This window comes from Granulicella cerasi, assembly GCF_025685575.1.
GTDB lineage: Bacteria > Acidobacteriota > Terriglobia > Terriglobales > Acidobacteriaceae > Granulicella > Granulicella cerasi.
In genome coordinates this window covers 482,173-509,000 of sequence record NZ_JAGSYD010000002.1, presented here as the reverse complement: position 1 = coordinate 509,000, position 26,828 = coordinate 482,173, and the positions used below count along the sequence as shown (strand labels likewise).

The 26,828-nt window shown below is 58.2% G+C and carries 14 protein-coding genes; 11 read left to right on the top strand and 3 right to left on the bottom strand.

All coding sequences use genetic code 11. The annotated features are described in order from the left end of the window. Nucleotides 1–117 precede the first annotated feature (117 nt). From OHL11_RS07625 to OHL11_RS07610, 4 genes are all read left to right on the top strand, one after another. Entirely contained in the window at nt 118–3,228 is a 3,111-nt protein-coding gene (locus tag OHL11_RS07625) for a PSD1 and planctomycete cytochrome C domain-containing protein (protein WP_263370902.1), read from the top strand. A 14-nt stretch (nt 3,229–3,242) separates the two neighbouring features. Further along, nucleotides 3,243–4,622 (top strand): DUF1501 domain-containing protein, encoded by a 1,380-nt coding sequence (locus tag OHL11_RS07620; protein WP_263370901.1) that lies wholly within the window; start codon nt 3,243–3,245, stop codon nt 4,620–4,622. A gap of 201 nt (nt 4,623–4,823) precedes the next feature. Continuing rightward, the gene (locus OHL11_RS07615) at nt 4,824–8,174 is read left to right on the top strand and encodes a TonB-dependent receptor (protein WP_263370900.1); all 3,351 of its coding nucleotides are present in this window, start codon (nt 4,824–4,826) and stop codon (nt 8,172–8,174) included. 370 nt (nt 8,175–8,544) lie between these two features. Continuing rightward, a complete protein-coding gene (locus tag OHL11_RS07610; RefSeq protein WP_263370899.1) occupies nt 8,545–9,297 on the top strand; it encodes a sulfatase/phosphatase domain-containing protein in 753 nt (250 codons plus the stop codon). 783 nt (nt 9,298–10,080) lie between these two features. Here OHL11_RS07610 and OHL11_RS07605 read toward each other — a convergent pair. Beyond that, the gene (locus OHL11_RS07605) at nt 10,081–11,487 is read right to left on the bottom strand and encodes a hypothetical protein (RefSeq protein ID WP_263370898.1); all 1,407 of its coding nucleotides are present in this window, start codon (nt 11,485–11,487) and stop codon (nt 10,081–10,083) included. A 387-nt stretch (nt 11,488–11,874) separates the two neighbouring features. On the opposite strand from OHL11_RS07605, the gene OHL11_RS07600 reads away from it, so the two are divergent. From OHL11_RS07600 to OHL11_RS07575, 6 genes are all read left to right on the top strand, one after another. After that, nucleotides 11,875–15,288, top strand: coding sequence for a carboxypeptidase regulatory-like domain-containing protein (locus tag OHL11_RS07600; protein WP_263370897.1), 3,414 nt, complete (start codon nt 11,875–11,877; stop codon nt 15,286–15,288). Nucleotides 15,289–15,462: 174 nt separating this feature from the next. Continuing rightward, entirely contained in the window at nt 15,463–16,722 is a 1,260-nt protein-coding gene (locus OHL11_RS07595) for a glycoside hydrolase family 27 protein (protein WP_263370896.1), read from the top strand. A gap of 28 nt (nt 16,723–16,750) precedes the next feature. After that, entirely contained in the window at nt 16,751–18,169 is a 1,419-nt protein-coding gene (locus OHL11_RS07590) for a glycoside hydrolase family 28 protein (RefSeq protein ID WP_263370895.1), read from the top strand. Nucleotides 18,170–18,277: 108 nt separating this feature from the next. Further along, a complete protein-coding gene (locus OHL11_RS07585) occupies nt 18,278–19,387 on the top strand; it encodes a glycoside hydrolase family 27 protein (protein ID WP_317890634.1) in 1,110 nt (369 codons plus the stop codon). Between the two features lie 131 nt (nt 19,388–19,518). Next, the gene (locus tag OHL11_RS07580; RefSeq protein WP_263370893.1) at nt 19,519–21,744 is read left to right on the top strand and encodes a GH92 family glycosyl hydrolase; all 2,226 of its coding nucleotides are present in this window, start codon (nt 19,519–19,521) and stop codon (nt 21,742–21,744) included. 32 nt (nt 21,745–21,776) lie between these two features. Continuing rightward, entirely contained in the window at nt 21,777–23,450 is a 1,674-nt protein-coding gene (locus tag OHL11_RS07575) for a family 43 glycosylhydrolase (RefSeq protein ID WP_263370892.1), read from the top strand. Nucleotides 23,451–23,628: 178 nt separating this feature from the next. On the opposite strand, the gene OHL11_RS07570 is transcribed toward OHL11_RS07575, so the two are convergent. Next, complete coding sequence (locus OHL11_RS07570) at nt 23,629–24,732, bottom strand: SMP-30/gluconolactonase/LRE family protein (protein WP_263370891.1); 1,104 nt, start codon at nt 24,730–24,732, stop codon at nt 23,629–23,631. A gap of 177 nt (nt 24,733–24,909) precedes the next feature. Between OHL11_RS07570 and OHL11_RS07565 the strand changes: the two genes are divergently transcribed. Further along, nucleotides 24,910–25,557 carry a GntR family transcriptional regulator gene (locus OHL11_RS07565; RefSeq protein WP_263370890.1) on the top strand — a complete coding sequence of 216 codons (648 nt, stop codon included), beginning with the start codon at nt 24,910–24,912 and terminating at the stop codon, nt 25,555–25,557. A 39-nt stretch (nt 25,558–25,596) separates the two neighbouring features. Here OHL11_RS07565 and OHL11_RS07560 read toward each other — a convergent pair whose 3' ends face one another. Continuing rightward, on the bottom strand, nt 25,597–26,802 hold the full coding sequence (locus OHL11_RS07560; RefSeq protein ID WP_263370889.1) for a Gfo/Idh/MocA family protein: 1,206 nt from the start codon (nt 26,800–26,802) through the stop codon (nt 25,597–25,599). Between the last annotated feature and the right edge of the window lie 26 nt (nt 26,803–26,828).

Below are 26,828 nucleotides of genomic sequence, written 5' to 3'. Positions count from 1 at the left end.
TTCATAACGCCCTCCCTTCTTACATAAGTGACGTTTTGAACACAGGTGTGAGCCTGCGTTTTGCTGCACGCTCTTTCGAGCCGTGGCGCAGACATGACACCGGCGACAGGCATCTTCATGACATTTTCTCTGGTACGTGGCGGACGAAATCGTCTGCTACCAGACGCAGTGGTGCGCTCACTGCTCTTGATGTTGGTCTTCGCGCTTTCTTTCGCTGTGCGCGCTCAGGCCCCTGCGGCCACGAAGTCGCCGCAAGGGCCGGAGCTCTTTCAACAGAAGGTTCAACCGGTGTTGCAGGAGCACTGCTACGATTGCCACTCTGCGGCGACTCGCTCCGCAGGTGGACTTCGTGTGGATGACCGTGCTGCGTTACTTGCTGGTGGCAAGAGCGGCGCTGCGATTGTGCCTGGGAAGCCAGACGAGAGTCTTCTGCTGCAGCGCTTGCTCACAACGGACACGAAGCTCCGCATGCCGAAAGGCGAAGATGATCCGCTGCCGGAGTACAGCATCGCCGCGCTACGCGAGTGGGTGCTGCAAGGCGCGCCGTGGAGTGAGGCGAAGAGCGCGTCCGTAGTGGCTGCGCCTCTCTCGGACGCCTCTGCGAAGACGGTTGCATATCCTCGTCCTGCAACGCCGGAACAGCTTGCGTACTTCGAGAAGAAGGTACGGCCGATTCTTGTGAACCGTTGCTACAACTGCCACTCGGATGCGTTCAAGGAAGCTGGCGGTCTGCGCGTGGACGTGGGTATCAGCATCTTCGCGGGTGGCAATGATGGCCCGGTGATCGTTCCTGGACATCCCGAGAAGAGCCTCCTTATTGATCGCTTGAAGACTGCGAACCTTGCGCAGCGCATGCCGCAGGAGAGCGCAGAAGCTTTGCCTGCGGAAGAGATCGCGACGCTTGAGCAGTGGGTGCGCGATGGTGCGGCATGGCCGGATGAAACAGAGAAGCTCCCTCCGACACCGGCAAAGCTTGCAGCGCTGTATCCGAAGTTGCGCGCGCAGCATTGGTCGTGGCAGCCGCTCACTACGCCGACGTTACCGGAGATTGCGAACAACAAGTGGTCACAGCAGCCCATCGATCGCTTCATCCTTTCAACGTTGGATGAGAAGCATCTCGCACCAGTGGATGACGCTGATCCTGCTACATTGCTGCGTCGCGTGAGCTATGACCTCACGGGCTTGCCGCCTACGCCGGCACAGGTGAAGGCGTTTGAAAAGCACCACACGCGGAAGGACTACGAAGTGCTCGTCGATCGCTTGCTCGCGTCGCCGCAGTATGGTGAGCGCTGGGGGCGTCACTGGCTCGACGTTGCGCGCTATGGCGAATCATCTGGACCGTCACGCAACATGCCGTATCCGAACGCGTGGCGGTATCGCGATTATGTCATTGCCGCGTTCAATCAGGATGAGCCGTACGATCGCTTCCTTACCGAGCAGATCGCGGGCGATCTGATGCCTGCATCTACACCTGCAGACCACGATCGTCTGCTGATTGCCACGGGCTATCTCGCGCTCGGGCCCAAGGACGTGAACCAGCGCTTCAAGGCGCGCTACAAAATGGACAACGTCGACGATGAGATCGACACCGTTACTCGTTCGACGATGGCGATGACAGTCTCCTGCGCTCGTTGCCACGATCATAAGTTCGACCCGATCCCGACGAAGGACTACTACGCGCTCGCAGGCATCTTCACGAGCACGGATGACTACACCGGCCTTTCGAGCCGCATGGGTGGAGCGAACCTCGACTACTACGATCCGAAGCACCTCGGTCTGATGAGCAATGCAGACGCGTTCCCGCATGCTTCGGAGGAGCACATCAAACAGGTGCAAACCGAGCTACGCGAGACCCGCGCGAAGTTGCAGGCGCAGAACAAGGCGCGACAGGAAGCGCTGAAGCTCAACCCGAGCTTGCCTCCGTTGAGTAAGGATGAGCAGGAGGCTCGCACGGCGATGCAGCGTCGTGCTCAGAGCCTGCGCGAGGAAGTTGCACTCAGCAACGATCCTGGCGAGCATGGCTTTGGCATTCATAGCATGCACGAAGGCACTGTGGCCGATACGACCGTTCGTGTTCGTGGCGTTGAGGAGAAGCATGGGCCGACCGTGCCGCGTGGCTTCCTCTCGCTTGTGCAGATGAAGAACGTGCCTGCAATTCCGGCAAACCATAGTGGCCGCCTTGAGCTTGCTGCCTGGATCACGTCGAAGGAAAACCCGCTCACGGCGCGCGTTTATGTGAATCGTGTGTGGGGCAATCTTTTCGGCGAGGGACTTGTGAGCACGCCAGATAACTTCGGCGTAACGGGTGGCATGCCTTCGCATCCGGAGCTGTTGGATTATCTTGCTCACGACTTTGTTGTGAATGGATGGTCCACGAAGAAGCTTGTGCGGGAGATTGTGTTGAGTCGCACGTATCGACTCGGTTCCAATGCTCCGAAGGAGTACGTGGCGGCCGATCCCTCGAACCGTTATCTGTGGCGCCATGCACCACGGCGTCTGGAGACAGAAGAGATTCGCGATAGCATTTTGCTTTCGTCCGGTGATCTTGATCTGACGCACCCACAAGGCTCGCCCGCGATGAACCTTCGCATGATCGAGATACGTGATGATGGCCCGGTGGTTCGGTCCGTGCTTCATGCTGCAGATCAGAGTCGCTACCGCAGCATCTATCTGCCATTGCTTCGTGATGAAACGCCACGACCGCTCGAGGCCTTTGACCCTGTCTCGCAAACACTCGTTTCGGGTAAGCGAGAAGATACAACGGTTCCGGGCCAAGCGCTCTTCATGCTGAACTCACCCTTCGTTCGCGAGCAGTCTTTGGGACTGGCACGAGAATTGATTGCGCGGAAGGGAACGAGTGACGCTGTTCGCATTCGAGAAGCGTACGAGCGTGTTGTATCTCGCGATCCCAAGCCGGAAGAGCAGCAACGAGTGCAGGCGTTCCTGCTTCGCTACGCAAGCGCATGGACGCAGTCGCAAAGCGTTCCGAAGGCAGCCACACCTGCTGCGGCGACACCACCCCTGCCACTGCTCAAGACCGCTAGCTTGGAATCGAAGAAGGCGCAGGAGATCTTCCGCGAAGATCGTCTGGGCGATCAGGAGCCGCTCGAGGCAGGGGCCTATGACGTTGCCCCTGTAAGTGTTAACCCAAACTCTGCGCAAGAAGCCGCTTGGGCTGCTTTCGTGCAATCGCTGTATGGCTCCGCTGCATTTCAATTCGTTCGATAGAAGAGGGAAGATCAATGGCTGCAACTACACCGTTTGTGACATCGCGCCGGAATGTTTTGAAGATGGCAGGCGCAGGTTTTGGACATCTCGCTCTCGCTGGTTTGATGGGTTCGCTCGCGAGTAAAGCCGCGCATGCAGAGGTGAACGCGTTGAACCCTCTCGCGCCCAAGAAGCCACCGTTGCCGGTGAAGGCAAAGCGCATCATCTTCCTCTTCATGGAAGGCGCGATGTCGAGTGTCGACACCTTCGAGTACAAGCCGCAGTTGGAAAAGCTGAATGGTAAAGCGGGCCCCGGCGGTGGCACAATCACTGCGTCGCGATTCAGTTTCCAGCAGTACGGACAGTCTGGCGCGTACTTCTCTGAACTGTTGCCACACATCGCCACGCATGCGGATGAGTTCTGCTTCCTGCGCGGCTTGTATACCGACACGCCTGCGCACCCGCAGGCCGTGGTGCAGCTGCATACGGGCAGCTCGAACGCGTCGCTGACCCGACCAAGCATGGGCGCGTGGCTGCTGTACGGGCTTGGCTCAGAGAACCAAAACCTGCCGGGCTACATCACGATCAATCCGCCGGTGGCCTTCGGTGGCGCGTCGAACTACGGCAGCGCGTTTCTGCCTGCGTACTATCAAGGGTCGCCGATCACCGATAGCGGCGTCATGCCAAACATCGCTTCAGTAACACCGCGTGATTTGGAGCGTCAGCAGATCGATCTGATTCAAGATATCAATCACGAGGAGCAGGCGAAGCCGGGTGCACCGGAAGCGATCGAAGGTGTGATCAAGTCTTACGAGCTTGGCTTTCGTATGCAGGACACAGTTCCTAGCTTGCTTGACATCTCGAAGGAGCCGCGGCATGTGCTCGACGCGTACGGAGCAAAGCCGGGACTGGAAGGCTCGTTCGGCCGACAGTGCTTGATGGCTCGCCGATTGAGCGAAGCGGGGGTGCGCTTCGTTGAGATTCGGCAACCGGGATGGGACCATCACACCAATCTGCATAACGGTCTCATCGAGCAGAGCCGTCGCATCGATCAGCCGATCGCTGCTCTGCTCACGGACTTGAAGCAACGCGGCCTATTGGATGACACGCTTGTGTTGTTTGGCTCTGAGTTCGGACGTTTGCCGACCTCGCAGGGCAATGATGGGCGCGATCACAACATCACCGGGTATGCGATGGCGATGGCTGGTGCTGGTGTGAAGAAGGGCTTCAGTTACGGTGGCACGGATGAGCTCGGCATGGCTGCGGTCGAAGGCCGCATGCACATCAACGATCTACACGCGACGATCCTCGCCCTGATGGGCATTGATCACGAGCAGCTGACATATCGCTACGAAGGTCGTGACTTCCGTTTGACGAATGTCGCAGGTGTCGTGCAACAACAGATCTTCGCTTAGAGAAATGGTACGAAGGAGAACAGCTCTATGAACGCTCTGTCATGTTATCGCGCAGGATGTTGGAACGAATCCGAAACTGCATCATCGTGGAAAGACCGGCAAGGTCCTTCCGAGGGACCTTAGCTGCAACTGCAGTGAAGGTGTGCCCGCCCACGAAGATTGCTTCGTGGGTTTTTCTTTGTAAGGATTTCGAGGCTCGCAATGAAATTGAATGTTCTTTCGCCGCGCCGCTTGTGGCCTTATCTGGCTCTGTTGGTCGCTGCTCTTTTCACATCGTTTAGCAGTGGTATCGCCTTCGCACAAAACACGGCCTCGCTGACCGGCACCGTGCAGGACGGCAGTAAGTCGCAGATCGTGAAAGCGGATGTCTCCGTGACTCGCACCGAAACGGGCGAGTCGCAGCATACCACCTCAGATAGCTCAGGCTACTACCAGTTCCCGGTACTGATCCCCGGGCACTATGACGTGAAGGTGACGAAGGACGGCTTCGCCACGCAGGTGAAGCAGGGCATCGAGCTGTTCACTGGACGTGCTACGGGTATGAACTTCGCGTTGAGTGTGGGTTCGGTCGAAGAGCATGTGGAAGTGCAGGCCGATGCTGCGCAACTGCAGACGACTAGTTCTGCGGTCAGCAGCGTCATCGAAAACAAGACCATTACGAACTTCCCACTGATTGATCGTCGCGCAACGCAGTTGCAACGCTTGAGCGGCTTCGTCGTTGGCGGCGGCACGGGCAGCAGTTCTTACTTTGCGATCGCCGGTGGCCGCGGCAACAATGCAAACTACACCGTAGACGGCGGCACGACGCAGAACCTGCTGCAAGGCGTGCCCACGCAGATGTTTGACCTTCCCGTCGATGCATTGCAGGAGTTCACACTGAGCGTGAGCAACTACACGGCCGACCTCGGACGTACCGGCGGCGGTGTCATTCAGATGACGACCAAATCAGGCACGAATGACTTTCATGGCAGTGCGTATATCTATTACCGCAATCAGGATCTGCAAGCGCGTCCTGAGTTCTCACTGACGATTCCGCCGCTCGCCTACAAGCTCTATGGGGCCAGCATTGGCGGACCGGTGAAGCGCGGCAAGACGTACTTCTTCTTCACCTTTGAAGGCCTCGCGCGAACCCAAACCGCAGTAGCAACGCTGTCCGTGCCCACAGCGGCGGAACGAACTGGCGATTTCTCCGCGATCTCCACGCCGATCATCGATCCCTACACAAACAAACAAGCAGTAGGCGACGACGGTACGCTGAATAAAATTCCGAGCGCTGAGTTGGATCCCTACGGTGTGAAGCTCGCCTCGTACTATCCATTGCCGAACATCACAGGAGCGGCGATTAACACCACGAACTTCTCTGCGAGCGCACCCACCAAGACGTTGGTGAGCACCTACGTTGCGCGCATCGATCACCAGTTCTCCGATCGAGACAGTCTCTACTTCCGTCTATTGGCTCAGCCCGATCACTCTGATACCGCCGACATTTATCCCGTGCGTGGAACGGATAGCTACGGTTCGCTCTCGCACAACTACTACTACAACGCATCCGCGACATGGAACCATTCCTTCACGCCGCGTCTCCTCAACGAAGCTCGCTTCACGTTTACCAATCGCCAGTCGCTAGTGGTGACACATGGTGTGAACTCCGATGCGACAAGAGATCTTGCGCTGCCTGGAACGAACCCCTCGTTCTTCCCGGGCGTCACGGTCAATGGACTCTCCGGCATCGGCAACACATCGCAGCAGCAACGTTTACAGACGCCGATTTTGAGCAATGAGTACACGGACAATCTCTCGTTGCAACGCGGCAACCATCAGTTGAAGTTCGGCGCGGATTATCGCTACGCTGCGGATGGTGATCTGTACTCACCATCTGGCGGCGGCTTCTTTACCTTTACGAATTCAGGTGTCAGCAGCAACGTGGCAGCTGGCAGCCTTGCGAATCTCTTGTGGGGTCGCGTGAATGCAGCTTCGCGACTGGAGACGGAGTATCTCTACTCTGCGGCGTGGAGCGTCGGGCTCTATGCGCAAGATAACTGGCATGTGAACAACAAGCTCACGTTGAACTACGGTTTGCGTTGGGATGTTGATTCGCCTCGCTATCTTGAAAACAATCGCCAGAACTCGATGAACCTGACGGCGATCAATCCTGTGTCGGGCACGCCGGGCGTCATTACGTTCGCAGGCATTGGTGGTCAGAGTCGATATGCAAACGACTTCGACAACGCCTTGTTTGGACCTCGCTTCGGCTTTGTATATGTGCCCAAGGAGCACAACGTCATTCGTGGTGGCGGAGCGATTCTTTACCCAGGTGAATACGATCAGGCGACGCCGATCGTACTGAGCACAGGATTCTCCAACTCCATCACGCTGAACTCGCCGAACTCCGTCGCAGGTACGCCCGCATTCCTGTTGAAGAACAATGGATCGCAGGGGACAGGGCAAGCGTCGTATCCGACGCAGTCGCAATTGACGCCCGGCTTTGGTGCGGTGGCTGTGGGGCAGACTCCTTACGTGGCACCGCAGTTCATCGCGCCGCATCGCCTTACCGGCTATCTGTACCAGTTGAACCTCGATTGGCAGCATGAGTTTGCGGGTAGCTTGCTGCTCGACATCGGCTATCTCGGTACGTTGGCGCATCACCTGGCGTCGCCGTTTGCGGAAAGCATCAATCAGATCACGCCGTCGAATCTCGCACTCATTGCAGCGAATCCTTCCGCGTACACAAGCACGCAAACGCTACGTCCTTTACCGCAGTTCAGCAACGTGCAGAATCTCTATCCGGATGATGGTCAGTCGCGATACCACGGAGGCAACGCCGGCCTGCAGAAACGCTTCAGCCACGGCTATCAGTATCAGGTCAACTACACGTACTCGAAGTTTGTCGACAACACGGCTTCGCGCAGTGAGTTGGCGGGGTATCCCGGGACGTCGACCTATACGAACTACTACGATCAGCGCAATCGCTATGGGTACTCGGGCAATGACGTTCGTCAGCGCCTGATCGCGAACGGTGTGCTCGAGTTGCCATTTGGGCGGGGCAAGTTGGTCGACGTGAACTCGCGTTGGATGGACGAGGTTGTCGGTGGTTGGTCTGTCAGCGGCTTGCTGGAGATTCACTCCGGTACGGCATTGAGCGTTATCGATGCAACGAACAACACGGGAAGCTACTCCGATGGAGTTCGACCAAATCTGACCGGTAACCCCAACTCGTTGTCGAGCGATCGTTCTCGCGAGGCGAAGATTACGCAGTGGTTCAACACTGCGGCTTTCACGCAGAACCCTAACTACACCTTCGGCAACTCGCCCAGAACGTTTGGTCGTGGCCCTGCGTTGATCACCTCAGACCTGACGCTGCGTAAGGCGTTCGCTGTCCATCGCGAGCAGCGTCTTGAGCTTCGTCTCGAAGCGTTCAACGCTTTCAACCACGCGAACCTGGGTAATCCGAACACGTCCTTCGGTAACGCGAACTTCGGCAAGATCAGCACGCTCCAGTCCGGCACCACTTCATCACGCACGCTCCAGCTGGCCGCGCATTACACCTTCTGAGCGCGCGCTGGCGAGAGCGCCCAACAGCACAAAAGCCTTCCAACGAAGTTCTTTACAAGGAGAGTATTCATGAATCGCAAGAAGCTTCGCCACGGCGCAATACACGCTGCAGGCGCAAGTCGCATCGACTCCGTGACCTTATGGCGGCGATGTCGACCGCATGCTGGTGGACTCCAAAGAGTGGTGGCCCGATCCTGTAAAGGCACCGGATGGATCGCCAGAGGAAGCTTGCGTCATCCCTCCGAATGCAAAATTGCCTGAGCGCAACGTTGACATCGAGGCGTGGGACAAGTTGGCTCCGGAGAAGCGCGAGCTCTATGCGCGATTGATGTGCTGATTGGCGACAACGGCGCCAGCATGGAAGGCACGCTTGAGTGAGGGCAGCATCGACCGCGGGCTTGCAGGCGAGGTGAAGACTCGTGAGGAGCGCTCGAGCTATAACCTCAGCAAGATCGATGAGATCGGTACACCTGAGGCTGTAGCGGGCAACTATCCGCTAGGCTGGGCGCAGGTCGCGAACACGCCGTTCCGTTACTGGAAGCAGGATGCGAATAGCGAAGGCGGCACGCACAATCCGCTGATCATCTCCTGCCCGAAGGGAATCAAGGACAAGGGCGCCATTCGCACGCAGTATAGTCACGTGATCGATGTGCTGCCGACGACGCTCGACCTCGTTGGTATCAAGGCACCGCAGCAGCTGCGTGGGATCGACCAGATTCCTGTGGAAGGTACGTCGCTCGCGTACTCCATTGACGATGCGAAGGCCCGAACGCGACACGAGGTGCAGTACTACTACATCTTCGGCGCGCGTTCGATCTACGACCACGGATGGAAGGCGGAGCTTGCGTATCCAAATAGCTTCCCCGCGGGGAACGAAAAGGCTCATCCGTTTGATGAGAGCGCGTGGGGACTCTACAACCTGAACGACGATCCGACGGAGCGGAGCAATCTCGCCAAGCAGAATCCGCAGAAGCTCGCGGAGCTCAAGGCTGAGTTTGAAGAGCAAGCGAAGTCACATCATCTCGCCCCGTACATCACGTGGGACGAAGTGAGGGATCGTCGTATTGATCACGCGCAGGGCCAACCGGCCTTCGCACCCGGCGGAGCTACGCCGAAGAACTAAGTGTGTGGGCAAACACTCAGGGGATGGCTTAGACAACGAGCCATCCCCATTTTTAGTGACAATCGAGCGTGCCGACGACGGTTTCGAGTAGCCGAGCGACTCGAGTAACGCTGCTCCGGTGGAGTTAAACAATGCTTGTGATCAGTGCTCTGGGTACCCGTCGGGAACCCGAAAGTTGATTTTCTGCTGCGCGAAGGATGCGTTCCGACGGCTTCCTGCGCTATTGTTTTGTTGCAGTTGATATTTACGCGGCTTCTTTCACGACGGTAACGCTCGACAACCTCCAGAGCACACCCAAGAAATGCAACCCGAAGGTCAATCTTTGAGGGAACCCAGCCAATGAGCGCGCCAAATGCGGAACGCCGTGGCGGCACCGGTGTTTCGCCGTCTACAGTTTTTCACTTATTTTTTTTGTAGCGGGTACCGGTGCGGGTATTCGCTGTGGATTTCCTTGTAAGTCATTTGAGATCAACGCGGGTTGATCCCTGGGGGGCAACCAACTACGCACTTTGGCGGACTTCGCCGAACCTCTTGGAACTAGCGTAGGTTGCGATAAATGAACCACTTAGCGGTAAAGATGGTTCGAAAAGGTTCGATAGAGTCCGGCGAGAGCCGGACTTTTTTATGGGTACGGATACGGGTATCGTAAGTTGCTGCCTCGCCCACGCTGGATAGACACCGTTTCGCTGAGCCTCGAAAGCGGTTACTCCCGCCACGATGTGGCCATGCCCAACTCAAACATTCTGACAGGCGTTTAGATCGGGTTTGCTACGTCAGTGCTCATCACAGAGAGCCAGCTCTGTATGAGACGATCTCGGAACTCAATGCTGTTCCGTTGACGCTGGATACCCTCAAGAGCAGCTGGAAGTACGGAAAGGACTTCTGATTCAAGAGCGTCTTGATCTTCTGGAGGTTCTCTTCACTGGTGAGAAAGTCCCCCCCGGCCTCCGTCGCCTGAGAGTCGCTGCCGGCGATGATCAAGGTATTCCCGGTCTTTGTCGGGTTGGGGACGAAGACGATGATGCAGTAGGCGGCTGGCGTGCCCTTGGACGAATAGAGAGGGTACTCGGCTCGCTCGTTGCCGACCGGCTTGTCGATCGTGACCGCTGACGGAGACGAGTCCGTGGACTCCTTGAAGTGGTAGGCCATACGGTCTTCGTAAAGCTCGACCCAGGGGTTGGAACGGCTGCTGCCAACAAAGATCGTGTTGTTCCAGCGCAGCCGGTGCCCAGCATATTCACGCGCAAAGACGAGACGAGTGCCGAAGTCTCCGGTTTCGAGTTCGGTGATGCGGCGGGCGACGCGAAAATCGGCCAGGCTGCCGGAGCTGTGATCGAAGATCGCTGCCAGATCCTTCATCTGCTGCTGTCGGGCGTCGCTTGAGAGGGCTTCCGGCGACTGAGCGGTGCGGTAACTGAAGTTCAGGTACTCGGCGAGCGATAGCTTGCGATGCAAGATGCTCTGAGCGAGGACGAAGGAACTGTCCGCGATCACAATGTCGGGAGCCAGCTTCTTCCCGAAGAAATTACCCCAAAAGTCCCTCATCGCTGGTTGGCTCTGCCATTTATGGATGCCCGACTCTTCCTGATGGAGCTGGCGGCTGGCGACGATTACCCAGACTGTCAGTCCAAGGATCAGCACGAGAAGGGCAAGGACGACAGGGGTGCGAAACGCTTCATGCCATGCGGCTTCTGCGGGCACCTTGTCGAGGGAGAGCTCAGGGACGAGCGCTTCTATTGTCCGCTCTTCCTCCACAGTCGGTACTGGCTCTTGGAAGGCGGGCTCGGCTGGGGGCACTGCCCGGAGCCGAAAGACCGGGAGGTAGCTTCCGCGCGGAATCTCGAAAATCAGGGGCTCGTTCTGACCTTCTGTCTCGAAGTAGACGCCGATCCTCTTGCGCAATTCCATCGCGTTGACGCGGACAATATTGTCCTGAGAGGTGTCGTAGGATGGGGACCGCTCGAACACAGCGACCCCAATCTGCTGCTCGGGAAGCTCTTTCGCACCGTGCAGTACGACCTGATTGCCGACATAGACCAAGAACTCTCTCAGGCGGGTGGATCGCCGAAAGGGTTGGCTGTCGATGACGCGCTGCAGGAGACGGTCCCACTCCGCACGTGACGGCAGAAGGGTCGTTTCGGGCGCGTTGAATACGGGACTCTCCATAAACGGGTCGGGCAGCAAAAGCATAGCACCTTCTCCCAGGCTGATGAAACCCGTCTTTCACTGTAAGAACTTGCTCCTAACTGGAGCAAAGGCAAGGGAATTCGGATCTGGGAACGAGAAGATCATCTGACGGGCATGCCGCATGGCATTGAACCTTCTGGTGGGCAGTTCCGCCATGCTGCGGCGATGAAAATCGAGTGGATCTGCGGGTGCAAGACGCAATCGAACCCTTCACGGCCGGTGAGGCCGGCGACCTCACCGTAAATTCACTTGCCACTTGTATTTCGCAAAACGGAGTCTTCGTGGGCTGAGAAAAGTCTGGTCGTCGCCTCAGCCAACTACGGGCGGCGTACAGGGACGGGGATCCCGGCTCACGACATCTCTCCAGGAAGCAAAGTTCGGAGGCAGTTTATGAATATGAATCGAAGAGCTCTAATCCAGTACGCTCCACTCTCCTATGTGAGGAAAGGGGCCATCCTGGCAGGCGCACTCGCGCTTTCATCCCTTACCGTATTCGCACAGTCGGTATCGTCGGCCACAATGCATGGGACGATCGCGGACAGCACGGGTGCGGTTATCAGCGGTGCCACCATCGTGGCGACCCAGACCGAGTCCGGTGCAACCGTCACGGCCGTGAGTGGCGATAACGGCAGTTATACCCTTCCGAATCTTCCGGTCGGTCCCTACACGGTGAAGGTGACCGCAGCGGGTTTCCAGGCTTTCAGCCGAACGGGCATCGTTTTGCAAGTGTCGAACGATGCTGAAGTGGACATTCCGCTCGCGGTGGGTTCGGCCGAGACCACGGTCACGGTCAACGCCGCTGCTGCGCAGGTTCAGACGGACGATACAGCGATCGCTACGACCGTGGACCAGAGCCGCGTCGTCGACCTACCCCTCAACGGGCGTAACGCGGCGAACCTGGTTCTGCTGTCGGGCGCCTCGGCTCCGACCGTCAACGGCAACATGACGAGCACGAAAAGCTACGGCAGCACCGGCACCAGCGCTATCGGCGGTGCACTCAACATTGCCGTAGCCGGTGGTCAGGGCAACCAGATCAACTACCTGCTCGACGGCGGCGACCACAATGACTCGTTCTCGAACGTAAACATGCCGTTTCCGTTCCCGGACGTTCTGCAGGAGTTCAGCGTGCAGACGACTGGTCTAGCTGCGCAGTACGGTGTTCATCCGAGCGCAACGGTCAGCATTGTCACCAAGTCGGGTAGCAACCAGTTCCACGGCGGCGTCTTCGAGTTCCTCCGGAACAGCTACGCCAACGCCAACAACCGCATCAACGGCTACACCGACCTGAAGCGCAACCAGTTCGGCGGCTACCTGGGCGGCCCGATCATCCGCAACAAACTTTTCTTCTTAGGCGGCTATCAGCACACGGCGCTTCGCATTGCACCGGCGACGACGTCTTCCTTCGTTCCTACGGCGGCGATGCTCTCCGGGAACTTCACCCCGTACCTCCAGTACCAGCAGAGTCTCAGCGCCAGTCATGCGTGCCCAACGCTCCTGGCTTCAGCCGGCTTCACCTATGACCCTGTTGCATGCACAGCGACGATCAATCCGTCCTTGTTCAGCCCCGCAGCCGTCAAGCTGATGAAGTACCTGCCCACCGGACAGACGCAGAATCCTGCAGGCCTTGTTTCCTATTCGGTCCCGGCTCCGCAGGATGAAAATCAGTGGATCGGTCGTCTGGACTATACCGTGAGCCAGCGTCACTCGGTGTTCGCTCGTTATTTCATGACGAACTTCTACCAAAAGGCGATCTTCAACGGAAACCTGCTCAACGCGGTGAACTCCGGCCTCAAGGACCGCGGTAAGTACCTCACGCTCGGCGACACGTTTGTCGTAACACCGCACATCACGAACTCGTTTCGCGGAACCGTCACGCGTCTTGCGATCGCCCGCGGTGCACCGGGAGATCTGATTTCGCCAGCCTCCCTTGGCTCGAACGTGTACTCCTCTGTGCCGAACTATATCTACCTGAACGTCAGTGGCGCCTTCACGGCTTCCTGCGGTAGCTGCGCCCCTACGCACTTCGTGACCAATCACTATCAGGTCGCGGATGACGTCTCGATCCAGCACGGGAACCACTTCATCCAACTAGGCTTCGACTACATTCATGAGCAGCTGAACCTCGCTGGTCTAAACACCGAGAACGGTCAGTTCACGTTCAACGGCTCATACTCTGGCTTTGGGCTTGGAGATCTTCTCCTGGGTGCGCCGAACACCTTCTCTCAAGGCTTCGGCCCCGGAGCGGCCGCTCATCTTCGTTACAACTACTTCGGTTACTACGTTCAGGACACGTGGCACGCCTCAAAGAGGTTGACCCTCAACGCTGGCCTGCGCTGGGAGCCGTGGTTCCCGGAGTACGAGAAGAACAACATCGGCGGAGAGTTCAGTGCGGATGCATTCGCTGCGAACCGGGTCTCGACGGTCTATCCGAACGCCCCTGCCGGCATCGTCTTCTACGGCGATCAGGGTGTGAAGCCGGGGTTTGTGAACTCGCGCTACACGAACTTCTCGCCGCGTGCAGGCTTCGCTTACGACCCGCTCGGGAACGGAAGGTCCAGCATCCGTGGCTCTTATACGCTCACGTTCGAAGCTCCGGAGCTGTACTACGACTCGGGCTTCCCCAACAATTCACCGAACACGTCTGCGCAGGCCTTCACCGTGGACAACTCAACGAATCGCACCGACGCGGTGAAGTCCTTCGACGATCCGTGGAAGAAAATTCCTGGCGGGAACCCATTCCCATCGCAGTATCCGGCACCCAGCACAGCCGCATTTGCTGCGGCCAATGTCACCACAGGTTATTACCCCAGCAATCTCCGCCGGACGTATATGCACCAGTACAACCTGAGCTATCAGAATCAAATCTCGACGAATCTGCTTGCTTCGGTGACATACATAGGCACAAGCACTGTGCACCTGTGGGGCTTTCAGCCGTACAACTACGCCACCCCAGCTAATACGCCATCTGGCGCGGCGGCTACCACCAACAACACGTCGCAGCGGTACATTTTGTATCGCGCTGCCATTGCCAGCGGAACGACAGCTGGAACGCGTTATGGCGCCTTCAGCGGAACCTCCGACTACGGCATGGCAAACTTCAACGGCATCATCGCGACGATCAATCGCCGCTTTGCCAACAACTTCTCGGTGCTTGCGAACTACACATGGTCGCACTGCCTCGCGAACATGAATTACACGGGCGATAACACGCCTCCCGCTCAAGATCCGGGCAATCACGCAGCCGAGTACGGTAGCTGCAACTTCGACACGACGCATAACCTGACGATCTCGGGTGTGGCCTCTACGCCGAAGCTCCATGAAAGGCTTCTGAACGCCGCGCTTGGTGCATGGCAGATCAGCCCGCTCGTCACCTACCGCACGGGTATGCCCTATACCGTTACGGATGGCACGGATCGCTCTCTGACTGGTATTGGCCAGGATCGTCCGAACATCGTTGCTGGACAGAGCTTGTACTCAAAGAATCTGTTCCCGGCCGCCGGTGTGAAGCCGCTCTGGATCAACACTTCCGCATACGCGCTCCAAACCCTCGGCACCTTCGGTAATGAACGTCCGATGCAGGCTCGCGGCCCGGGCTTCGCCAATGTAGATATGGCAATCAGCAAGCGCTTCGATCTGCCAGAGCACGCGCAGCTGGAGATTCGTGGTGAGGCCTTCAACGTGCTGAACCATCCGAACTACGCCAACCCCAACACATCGATCGCTTCGGCCTCGACGTTCGGTCGCATCACCGCTACCGCAAACGACGCTCGTCTGTTGCAGATCGCAGCCAAGATCACGTTCTAACGATTTGCCTTGATCCCGACGTGCAAGACACTTGCACGTCGGGCGCTTTTCCAGTTTCAAGCCACACCAAGGGAGATTTCATTGCGTCACTGGTCTGCTCTTCTGCTTGCACTTTTCTTGTTTTGCACTTCATCATCGGCACAAGCTCCATCGTCCTTCGCGGACCGTCCCCCGATGGGATGGAACAGCTGGGACGCTTACGGCCTCACCATCACAGAATCTCAGTTTCGCGACAACGTCGAGATTCTCGCGAAGACGCTTAAGCCATTCGGCTGGGATTACGCCGTCATCGATGAGGGGTGGTTCCTGCAGAACCCTCACGAACTCAAAAGCGGTAACGTGATTTATGCACTGGATGCCAACGGTCGTTATGTGCCGGTGCCCGAGCGCTTTCCCTCCGCTACGGTTAACGGCCGCAATGAGGGCTTTCGAGCCATTGGCGATTACGTCCATGCAAAAGGGCTGAAGTTCGGTATCCATATCGTGCGCGGGATCCCTCGTGAAGCTGTGCGCCGGGATTCTCCTGTTGCTCACAGCCGCTTCCGGGCGAAGGAGGTCGCGGATATTACGGACCCGTGCCCCTGGGATCCCACGAATTGGGGCGTTCGCGATACCCCTGCAGGCCAGGCCTGGTATGACTCGCTCATGAGCCAGTACGCAGGCTGGGGCGTCGATTTCATCAAGGTGGACTGCATCTCAGACCATCCGTATAAGCCCGGCGAGATCCAGATGATTCACAAAGCGATCGCGAAGACACATCGTCAGATGCTGCTGAGCCTCTCACCCGGGCCAACGTCGCCGAGCATCGCAAAGGAACTTCTGCCATACGCGCAGATGTGGCGCATCTCTGACGACGTGTGGGATTTCTGGAAGAACACTCGTCACGCGCCGCGAAGCGTGCACGACCAGTTTGAACTGGCTGCAGCGTGGGCTCCGTATGCGCGTCCTGGCTCATGGCCTGACGCTGACATGCTTCCGCTCGGCTATCTTGGGCCCGAACCAGGGGACGGTGTAGCGCGTCAGACGCGACTCACGCCAGCCGAGCAGCGGACCATGATGACTCTGTGGTCCATCATGCGCTCACCGTTGATCGTCGGGGCTAACCTCACCAAACTCGATGACTGGACGACCGCTCTCCTGACCAATCGAGATGTGATCGAGATCAACCAGTACGCGCATGATCAGCGTCAAGTCGCGCGTGAAGGAAATACCGTTGTCTGGACGGCCGAGGGGCGGAATGGGAAGCGCTATCTCGCCCTGTTCAACCTAAACGATGGCGACAAAAGAATCACGCGTACCTACGCTTTCTATAACCTTCCTTCGGGGGCTTATCGCAGCCGAGAACTGTGGACCAACCAGAAGGGCGAGCCCTCGGACGGGATTGATGTGACTCTGCCGGCCCACAGCTGCATGCTTCTCGAGCTGACAAGATAGTTCGCCCCGCCGAAAGATCAGGAGGTATATGTCCACACGCAGATCGTTCCTTTTTAGCTCACTCTCCATCGGGGGCTTGTACTGTGTTCGTTCCTTCGCTCAAGCGTTGCCCACGCGCGAGATCAACGTCATTTCGATGGGGGCCGTTGGCGATGGAGTGACGTTGGATACAGCTGCGCTCCAGCGTGCCATTGATACGGCCGCAGCTGCAGGTGGGGGCCGAGTGCTTGTGCCGGGCGGCAAGCGCTTCCTGATCGGCGGCATCATGCTCAAGAGCAACGTGGAACTGCACCTCGCAGACGATGCCGTGCTGCTGGCAAGCCCAGATCAGGCGCATTACACCTTCGCGGACAATCGCGGGATCATCAACGCCAACGGCGCGAACAATGTTCGCATCACGGGCACCGGGCATCTGGACGGTCAGGGCATGAAATTCATGGGCGATTATTCTCCGGTGCACGAGCGCTGGGAGCCTCTGTCGTTCCGGCCGCGTATGTTTCACCTGAAGCGGTGTACCGGCCTGGAGATCAGCGGCATCTCGTACGGGCATTCGCCTGAGTGGGGGCTGCATACTCTTGGCTGTGAGCATGTGCTGGTGGACGGCGTAAAGGTCCGGAACTATCTCGATGTTCCGAACTGCGATGCCATGGATCCGGATCGCTGCCGGGATATGGAGATCAAGAATTGCGACATCGTCTGCGCGGACGATGGCATCGTCATCAAGACCGGCGAGCAGAAGGACGGCGAAGACTTCGGTATATCGCACAACATCACCGTGCGCGACTGCGCTGTCACCTGCAGAGACAGCGGAATCAAGATCGGAACAGAGACCTTCGGCGATATCTCGAAGATACTCTTCGAGCGCTGCCGCATTGTGTCAGGCGGTCGTGGCCCCACCATCACACACCGGCAGCCCGGCAATATCAGCGACGTCGAGTTCCGAGACATCGATTTCCTCGCGCAGCATCACGCGGCGCGCTGGTGGGGATGGGGGGAGGCGGCGTCGGTGACGGTATGGCCGCGGACACCTACCGGCAAGACCGGCACGCTTAGCGATATTCGCTTCAAGAATGTGCGCGGCGTGGCGGAGAACAGCTTCCGCATCGACGCACATCCGGACCAGCCTGTGAGGAACGTCTTGCTGGAAGACTGCTCCGTGAAGATCGACCGCTGGACACAGTACCCAGGCGGCAAATTCGACAATCGGCCAACGCGCGTGGACGACCCGATGAACGAGCCCAGCGGCCTGGAAAAACACGACACGCCCGCATATTTCCTGCGTAACGTGCAGGGGGCCGTTCTTCGAAACTGCGCCGCGTCGTGGGGACTTCACCAGGCTCCTTACTTCAGCTACGCACTGGAAGCGCAGCACGTCTCCGGGCTGAAGCTCGAAAACTTCAAAGGCAAGTCAGCACGCCCAGGCATGCCCGCAACGTCGATTCATTGAAGGGAACTCATGCGTTCAGCACGTCTACTATTCTTCGGTCTTATCAGCGTTGGATTGTCCGCCATGGCACAAGGCAAGCCGCCAGTTGCTTTGGCCACGACACCTCCAATGGGTTGGAACTCATGGAACTGGTTCAAAGAGAACGTCACAGACAAAGACGTGCGCCAGGCTGCGGACCTGCTCGTGTCTTCGGGCATGCGCGATGCCGGGTATGTATACGTCAACATCGACGACGGCTGGCAAGGACAGCGCGATAAGGACGGCGTTCTTCACAGCAACGAGAAATTCCCTGACATGAAGGCGCTTGCGGACTACGTCCACGGCAAAGGTCTGAAGCTGGGCATCTACAGCTCGCCGGGACCGAAGACGTGCGCTCGATTCGAAGGCAGCATGGGCCACGAGGAGCAGGATGCACAGCTCTACGCTTCGTGGGGCGTTGACTATCTGAAGTACGACCTCTGCAGCTTTCACAACGGCGTTATGCGGAAAGCCTATCCCGGTGACGGTGCGGAGGGAATGGTCGCGCAGTACAAGATGATGCGCGAGGCCTTCGAGAAAATGCATCAGGCTTTGTTGAAAACCAAGCGTCCCATCATCTATAGCCTTTGCCAGTACGGCTTCGACTCAGTATGGCAGTGGGGGCCTGAGGTGGGAGCAAACCTCTGGCGCACGACCGGCGACATCACGCCGACTTTCGACCGCCTCTCGCTGATCGGTCGGGAGCAGGCAGGCCTCGCCCGTTACTCCGGGCCGGGGCACTGGAACGACCCTGACATGCTGGAGGTCGGCAATGGAAAGCTGACTCTTGATGAAAACCGCACCCACATGGGGATGTGGGCGATGCTTGCTGCTCCGTTGCTTGCAGGCAATAATCTGTCGCAGCTCACGCCTGAGATCAAGGCCATCCTGACGAACGCCGACATCATCGCCATCGACCAGGACCGGCTTGGCAAGCAGGCGGACCGCATCTATGCGGAAGGCCCGATCGAAATCTGGGCTCGGCCTCTCGCAGATGGCAGCCGGGTGCTGGCAATTTTCAACTTCGGCGAGCAGCGCTCGTATCTGCGCGGCATTTCGCTGCACCTCCAGCAGTCTGGGGCGGACAACGGCTGGCACGCCCGCGATGTATGGGACGGGAAAGACCTGGGTAGCATCTCGGACACCACTCACTTCACCGTCCCCCGGCACGGTTCCATCCTTCTGCGCTTGTCCAAATAAGGCGGCGATGATCATCACCACGGCCGATGCGGGACGGCCGTGGTTCCACCTGCGAGGTCTTTTCGATGTTGGTCCGTCCCTCTTTCGCTTTGGCATTGCTCCTCTGGGCGCCTTTCTTGTTCGCGCAGCAGATGCCTGTCGATCATGTTCATCCTCTGGTGGGTACAGCGAATGAAGGTCAGACCTATCCGGCCACTGGCGTTCCGTTCGCGATGACGCACTGGACTCCGCAAACGCGCGCTGGAGAAACCAAGTGCGTCGCTCCGTACTATTTCGTAGACGACAGAATCCAAGGCTTTCGCGGATCGCATTTTTTGAGCGGCAGTTGCGTCCCTGACTACGGCAGCGTGACACTCATGGCCTCGTTGGGCTCTCTCCAGACAGCAGCGGTCGCTCGCGCATCGCGCTTCGAGCGTCAGACGGAACATGCAACGCCCTACAGCTACAGGGTTCACCTCACCGACGCGGGCCTGGTGGCAGAACTCACCGGCACAGCTCGCGCGGGGATGATGCGGTACAAATTCGATCACGCGGGCGATGGCTCTGTTGTGATCGAGAACAACGCTCGGGGCGGGGACGGTTGGGTTCGCATCGAAGGCCAGCAAGTGACCGGCGAAGTCCCAGTACGCCGGGAGTATGCGGGCAGTGGCAAGCTTGCGGGCTTCAGCAGCTACTTCGTCATCGAGTTTGATCATCGCTTTACAGGGCAGGGGACCTGGGCAGGCGACACGACGCAGGAGGGCGCCAGCCTTCAACAAGGTGATGGCCTGCCGCTGGGTGTCGTCTCTGTGGCTGGGGTCAGAACAACTACGGGCGGAGCGTCCAAGGCCGCCGCCACTCTGCCGACTGCCAGCACGAGGCCGGGCTTTGGCGTCTACGTACGTTTTGCGAACGTGAAGCCGGGGGAGACGGTGATAGCGCGGATCGGCACGTCATTCGTCAGCGTGGACGAGGCTCGTAAGAATCTTCAGGCAGAGATCCCCGACTGGGATTTTGACAAAACAGCGGCGAAGGCAGAAGCCGCGTGGAACCAAAGCCTCTCCAGCATTGAAGTCCGCGATGACATCCCCGCCAGGGATGTTTTCTACACGGCGATGTATCACGCCCTGCTGCATCCTCGAACATTCAGCGATGTGGACGGCAGTTATCCGCGCTTTGCTGCGCATGGTGCTGTGGAGCAGGCAAGGGGCTTCGCTTATTACGACGATTTCTCCATGTGGGATACGTTTCGCGCTCAGCATCCCATGCTGACGATCATCGATCCAAGTCGTGATGTGGACATGATTCGCTCGCTGATCCTGAAGGGACAGCAAGGGGGCTTCCTGCCGATCTTTCCGGCCTGGAATAGCTACACCTCGGAGATGGTTGGCGACCATTCCTCCGTGACGATCATCGACGCCTATCGCAAGGGTCTGCGAGGCTTCGATATCCAGGCGGCCTATCGATTGATGGTGAAGAACGCGACCGTGATTCCAGATCAAGCCGATGCTTCTGACGGTATGGGTCGCCGCGGCCTTGGCTCGTATCTCAGGCTCGGGTACATCCCGGTGGAAGATCACATGCTGGAGGCGTTCCACAAAGACGAGCAGGTTTCACGCACACTGGAGTATGCCTACGATGACGCGATGATCGGTGAGCTTGCCGCGGACCTGGGAAAGACAGAAGACGCTGCTGCGTTTCGGAAACGTGGAGCGAATTGGCAGAACGTCATCGATCCGCAAACCGGGTTCGCGCGTGGCAAGCACGAGGATAGAAGCTGGATCACCCCGTTCGACGCAGGCAAGAAGCAGACCTGGATCACGGAGGGCCTTCCGTGGCAGTACACCTTCTTCGTGCCACAGGATGTTCCGGGACTCATGAGGCGGGAAGGTGGCCCACATGCGTTCTGCCAGAAGCTCGACGGACTCTTTGCTGGCGGCTTCTACGACCATGGCAATGAACCGAGCCACCACATCGCTTATTTGTATGATGCCTGCGGAGAGCCCACAAAGACGCAGCAGCATGTGCGGTTGCTTATGGAAAGCGAGTACAAAGACGCACCCTCCGGACTGGCAGGAAACGACGATGCGGGACAGATGAGCGCGTGGTACGTTCTTGGTGCCTTGGGCTTCTACCAGGTCACCCCTGGAGTACCTGAGTACTGGCTGGGCTCCCCCAGGTTCGATGACGTGGTGCTGCATCTTCCGGACGGCAAGCAGATGCACATCGTGGCTAAAGGCTCGGGCGCAGGAGCGGTCTATGTAGAAAACATCTTCCTCAACGGGAAGAAGATTGAAGGCTACAAGCTCAGTCATCGGGATCTCGTCGCGGGAGGCGAGTTGCGTTTCGTGATGAGAAGAACCCCGCTCGCTCATTGAGCTTTTCAGTCACCGCATAAGGAGTTGCGCTCGTGAAGATCTCATCCTGCCTGTCCACCGCGTTCCAGGCGTCCCTCGTGTTTGTTGCAGCCTTATGCGTAAAGCCAGCTTACGCGCAGGCTCCCAGAGTTCAAGTGCTCGGCCCGCATCTCGTGGCTCTGCGCTTCTCACCTGAGTATCCGTACGCGAGACATAGCCAAAATCCGTTGCCGGGTGAAGGCCTCGTTCTGCCTGCGCCGGAGTCAAGCTTCATCAAAGGGCAAGCGGGCCAAGGATCAGAGAACAAAGCCAATTCGGCGGAATACCGGATTCCCGTGCCGGACTTCGCCGGAGATGCCGGCATCACCGGCGTGTCCTTGCTTGCGGATCTCGAACTGACCAAGGGAGCGAGCCTCCCTAGCATCAATGATGCTCAGTCCACAGAGCGACCCACCGCTGATTCAGCAGTCATTTCCAGGTTTGCTCGATCGAGCAGCACTCTCGGTCACATGCGCGAATTTGATGCCGGCGTGTTCGGCGAGAAGATGAATCCCGCTGAAATTACGATCGCGTTTTCTGTCAACGCTGGCGGCAGGGTTTGGCTGCATGGATCGCACGGCCCCCTCGGGCAAGACCCCATCCTGCTCCTCCGAACCAGAGCGAAGCTCGGGAAGCCTGTTGGGTGGCGGTCTGCAGAGCAATCGGGCTTGCTGCTTCCAAAGATCTCTCCACTCTTTGATCAGTTTCTTCGCGACACTTCCATCGTCCTTGCGCCTGACGGCATGTATTACATGACTGGGACGACTGGCGGCCCGGAGGCAATGGTCGTGACGTCAGACCTTAGTGTGTGGAAGTCGCCTGACCTTTCTCATTGGTCTCCGGTTCGCGACGTGCCCCGGCAGTCTACGGTCGTCTGGAACATCGATCGGGATGGCACGTGGATGAAGCCGATCACGTTGCGAGACGGTGAGCCTTTTCGCCCTCTATGGGCGCCCGAAATCCACTACATAAACGGCACGTTCTGGATTCCTTTTTCCGTGCCGCGGCATGGCGTCACTCTGCTGCGAAGCAAGACTGGCAAAGCAGAGGGTCCGTATGAAATCGCAATCAAGCCGGACAAACCCGTCTCGGATGGCATTGATGCATCGCTCTTTCAGGACGATGACGGCGAGGTCTACTTCCTATACGGTGGCGGGTGGATCGCGAAGATGAAGCCTGACATGAGCGGGATTGCCGAGCCGTTCCGCCACATCAGCAGCGCAAGTGGCAGGGACGTGGGATTTGAAGGTGTTTCTTTGTTCAAGCGGGATGGCGTCTATATCTTGTGCGCCGCCGACTTTGTTCAGGGCGACTACAGCACGTACATCTCTACGTCGAAATCGCTGAGCGGTCCGTGGAGCGAACGGTACCTGGCCGTGCCGCATGCTGGCCATGCAAACTTCTTTGAAGACAAACAGCACCGTATATGGTCAACCTACTTCGGGAACGATCGGCACGCGCCGTTCAGCGCACGGCCAGGCATCCTACCGCTCGTGCAGGATGCGAGAGGTAGGTGGCATCCCGACCTCAGCTACAAGGGGCCTGAACCCGACCGCCCTGATAAGCAGGGCATCACAGTGCAGGTCGTCGGTGCGATCGGGCCGTCCGACGGTAAGCCTCAACAAGTTGGCGTCATGCCCGTAAATGACTCGGCTCGACGGCTTCCGTTGGAAGGGCTGTCGAAGTGAGTCGTCGCGCGGATCACTTTGAAGAACGCGAAGGTTCTGCTGCTGCGTCGTACAACTCTTCTAGACAGGAATCTCTCTAGTCGATGCATGTTGTGGATTCGTGGCGTTTGAAGCCGCAACGCTGAAGGCCGCTCTGGAGTAGCAAATTGAAGCCCGGCATTCGTCACTGTCGATTCGGTCAAGGCTTCAACGGATTCAGTGCTGTCGTGTAGGTCTTTGGCAGTGTGAATTTTAGAATTCGGAACGGTGGCTGCGTGTCGTTTCGTCCGTGGTTGTTTGCGGGGCTGGTGTTCGCTTGTGACTGGGCCTCGTACACGGCTCCGTCTGGTCCCACCGCCATGGCATCCGGCCAAAGCATCATAGGTGACTTGATGAGAACCTCGACCTGGCCGCTGGGCTGTCGACGCGCGAGTGCGTGGTCGAGCAAATCTCCTACCAGCGTGCTTCCATCGCCCAACATGAGGATGCCTCCGGCTGGCATGAGAGGTCCGCAGTTCTCGACATGAGCTTCCAACGTTTTCTCGTCCAATTGTTCATTCAAGAGGTCAGCAATACGGACACGCCACAACGGACCACCAAACGGCACGCCGAAATACAACCACTGCTTGTCGGGGCTCACCTCGATATCGTCGGCATGAACGTAGACGGGTTTGCCCGATGGGTCGATGATCGGATGTCCATCAGCAACGAGTGCGGGCTTCGCTTGCGCCTTCGTCTTGAACGACGAAGAAAGAAGCCGTCTCACCCTCCCTGTCGGCAAATCGATCACGATGATCGCGCCCGTGCCGGACTCGGTCAGGAAGGCATGCTCACCAACAACGCGTACGTCGTTGAGACCGCTCTTGGCAGGTGCCTCTGACGCAGACAGCCGATACACGCGCTCAATAACATTGGTTCTGATATCGATCTTGACGAGCTTGGTCTCACCGGCTTTCCCGGTGTCCTGGTCGACGACCCACAGCGTTTCGGGATGACCCGGTTCAACGCGGACCGCGTTCACGCTGCTGAAGTGGTTCGCCGTATCACCCGAGACTGAGTTCCAAGGTCCACCCGGATATGGCTGGACTTTATCCTCTCTCACCACACCGAGCGAGAAGCTCCCGGGCTGCGACCACCGCGGGAGAGACACGAACATGCGCCCATCGGCCGCAACGGCAACGCCGTTCATCTGAAAGGGCGATGCCACAGCCGTTTGCACGTTGACTTGATCCTGTCCGAGTGCCGAGGTGCAGGATGCCGCCATGAAAAGTGAAGTGATCAAGAGCTTCGAGGTCTTATGCATGGGTACTCCAAACGTGTGCTTGAGGGATGGGATGCAGAGTGATGATGGCGAACGGAGGTGCCGATGTGTTCGGTGCCTCCAGGTGACTTAGCAGCTACTGCACTCTGCTTGTTGTCATTCCGTCTTCGTCGTGGATTGGAAGACGCGCAGTGGAAGCCTTTCGCGGATAATGGAGCGGTGAAGACTCCGACCAAACCCAAGACCCGCGAATCGATGGCGGATCTGGTGACCCAATACCTTCACGAGCAGATCGTGAGTGGTGTGCTCGCGCCGGGCGACCGCATCACGGAGTTGCACATCGCGCGAGAGTTCCAAACCAGCCAGGGTCCTGTGCGCGAGGCCATCCGGCGACTCGAAGGAATGGGGTTGCTCTCTACCGAGCGTTTCAAGCGCAGCACGGTCAAGGTCATTACCGATTCGGAGATCCAAGAGGCGTATGCTGTGCGTGCTGTCCTCGAACAACTTGCGGCTGAAGAATGTGCGAAGTCGCCCAATCTGGCTGTAGAGGAACTGCGCGATCTGGCTGAACAGGCAAGACGCTGGGCCGCCAAAGGTGATCGCTCCCGCTATGTTCGAGCGAACGCTGCGTTCCATCGTCGCATCGTCGAACAGTCGGGAAACAAAACGTTGCTGCAGGCCTGGGACGTTTTGAACCTGGAACTCCGCAGTGGCGCAAGAATCAAGGGAGCCCCGGAAGAAGACTTGATGCGAAATCAGGAGATGCATTGGGAAATACTCGACGCTATCGAAGGTAAGCTTGCGGCGAAGGCGGGCAGGCTTCTTCGCCGTCATGTGTTGCAGTTCATCCGTAAGCGGTCCTCCTAGCCGAACCGCTTACCCGCTGCCGTAACCCATGCCTTCAGGTCAGTCTTCTGCTGGTTGTGGACCTCGCGTCACATCGAGTCCTTCGCGTGGCTGCAACTTGATGGTCCGTCCAGCCTTGGCCGACTCATAGATTGTCTCCATGAGCTTCTGGTCTTGAAGACCTTCGGGGCCTCCCGTGTGCGGTTGACGATTGCTCGCTACACAATCCGCCATATGATCCATCTCGGTCGCGAACTGGCTCTTTTCCTCCAGCTTGCGCATCGCGATGTCTTCCGCCTTATCTGACACCTTGCGGCAGATCTTCATCTGCTGACCAGCGTAGGAAAAGGCGGGATCAAGCTCTGCCCAGCCATTCTCAAAGTCCAGACGTATGCGGCGACTGTTGTGCGCGTTATACGAAGAAATCCCCTGGGCCGTGATCCCACTCGGAAAGCGTAGCTGGAAGGCGCATACCTCCTCCACCTCCTGAAAGCGTGGATCGCCGGGGCTGCTGTACACCGAACCCTGCACCTCGATGGGCTCTTCCCCGGTGAGGAATCGCGCCGCATTCAGACAGTAGAGACCAATATCGGGGAGGGCACCGCCACCTGCAAGTGCACGCTTCATGCGCCACTGCTGTGGCCTACCCTCGGTTTGCGAGTTCTGCGCTGTAATGGTGCGCAGGCGCCCCAACTCGCCGGAGCGGGCCAGACGGAGCAATTCGCGATTATAGGGTTCGTATTGCATGCGGTAGGCCACCATGAGAAGACGGCCGGCCTGCTCACAAGCCGCAATCATCTCTTCACACTCCTTCGCAGAGACGGCCATGGGCTTTTCCGTTAGAACATGCTTTCCCGCCTTCGCGGCCCTCCGGGTGAAATCCAGATGCATCGAGTTGGGCAGGACGATGTACACGACCTGCACGTCAGGGTTCCTGACTATCTCCTCAAAGTTGTCATAGTTGTAGCGCGCCGACTCGGGAACGCCATAGTGATCAGCTACCGACTTGAGCTTGGACGGTGTTCCGCTCACGAGCGCGGCGAGCCGGGCCTTCTTGCAACGGCTGAAGGCTGGCAGTATCTCCTCCAAGGCCAACCGGCCCAGCCCCACTACCGCAAAGCCGATGCGACCGTCCGGGGCTGCCGGGAGTTGGATCTTCGCCTTCTCCAACTCGCTCGAGGCGTAGTCAAGAGGCAACGTGACGCTCGACTCCCGCGCTGCGGGCTGCTGTGCCATCGACAGCGTGGATGAAGCTGCAACCGCCATAAGACCGCCTCCGACCTGGTGGAGCA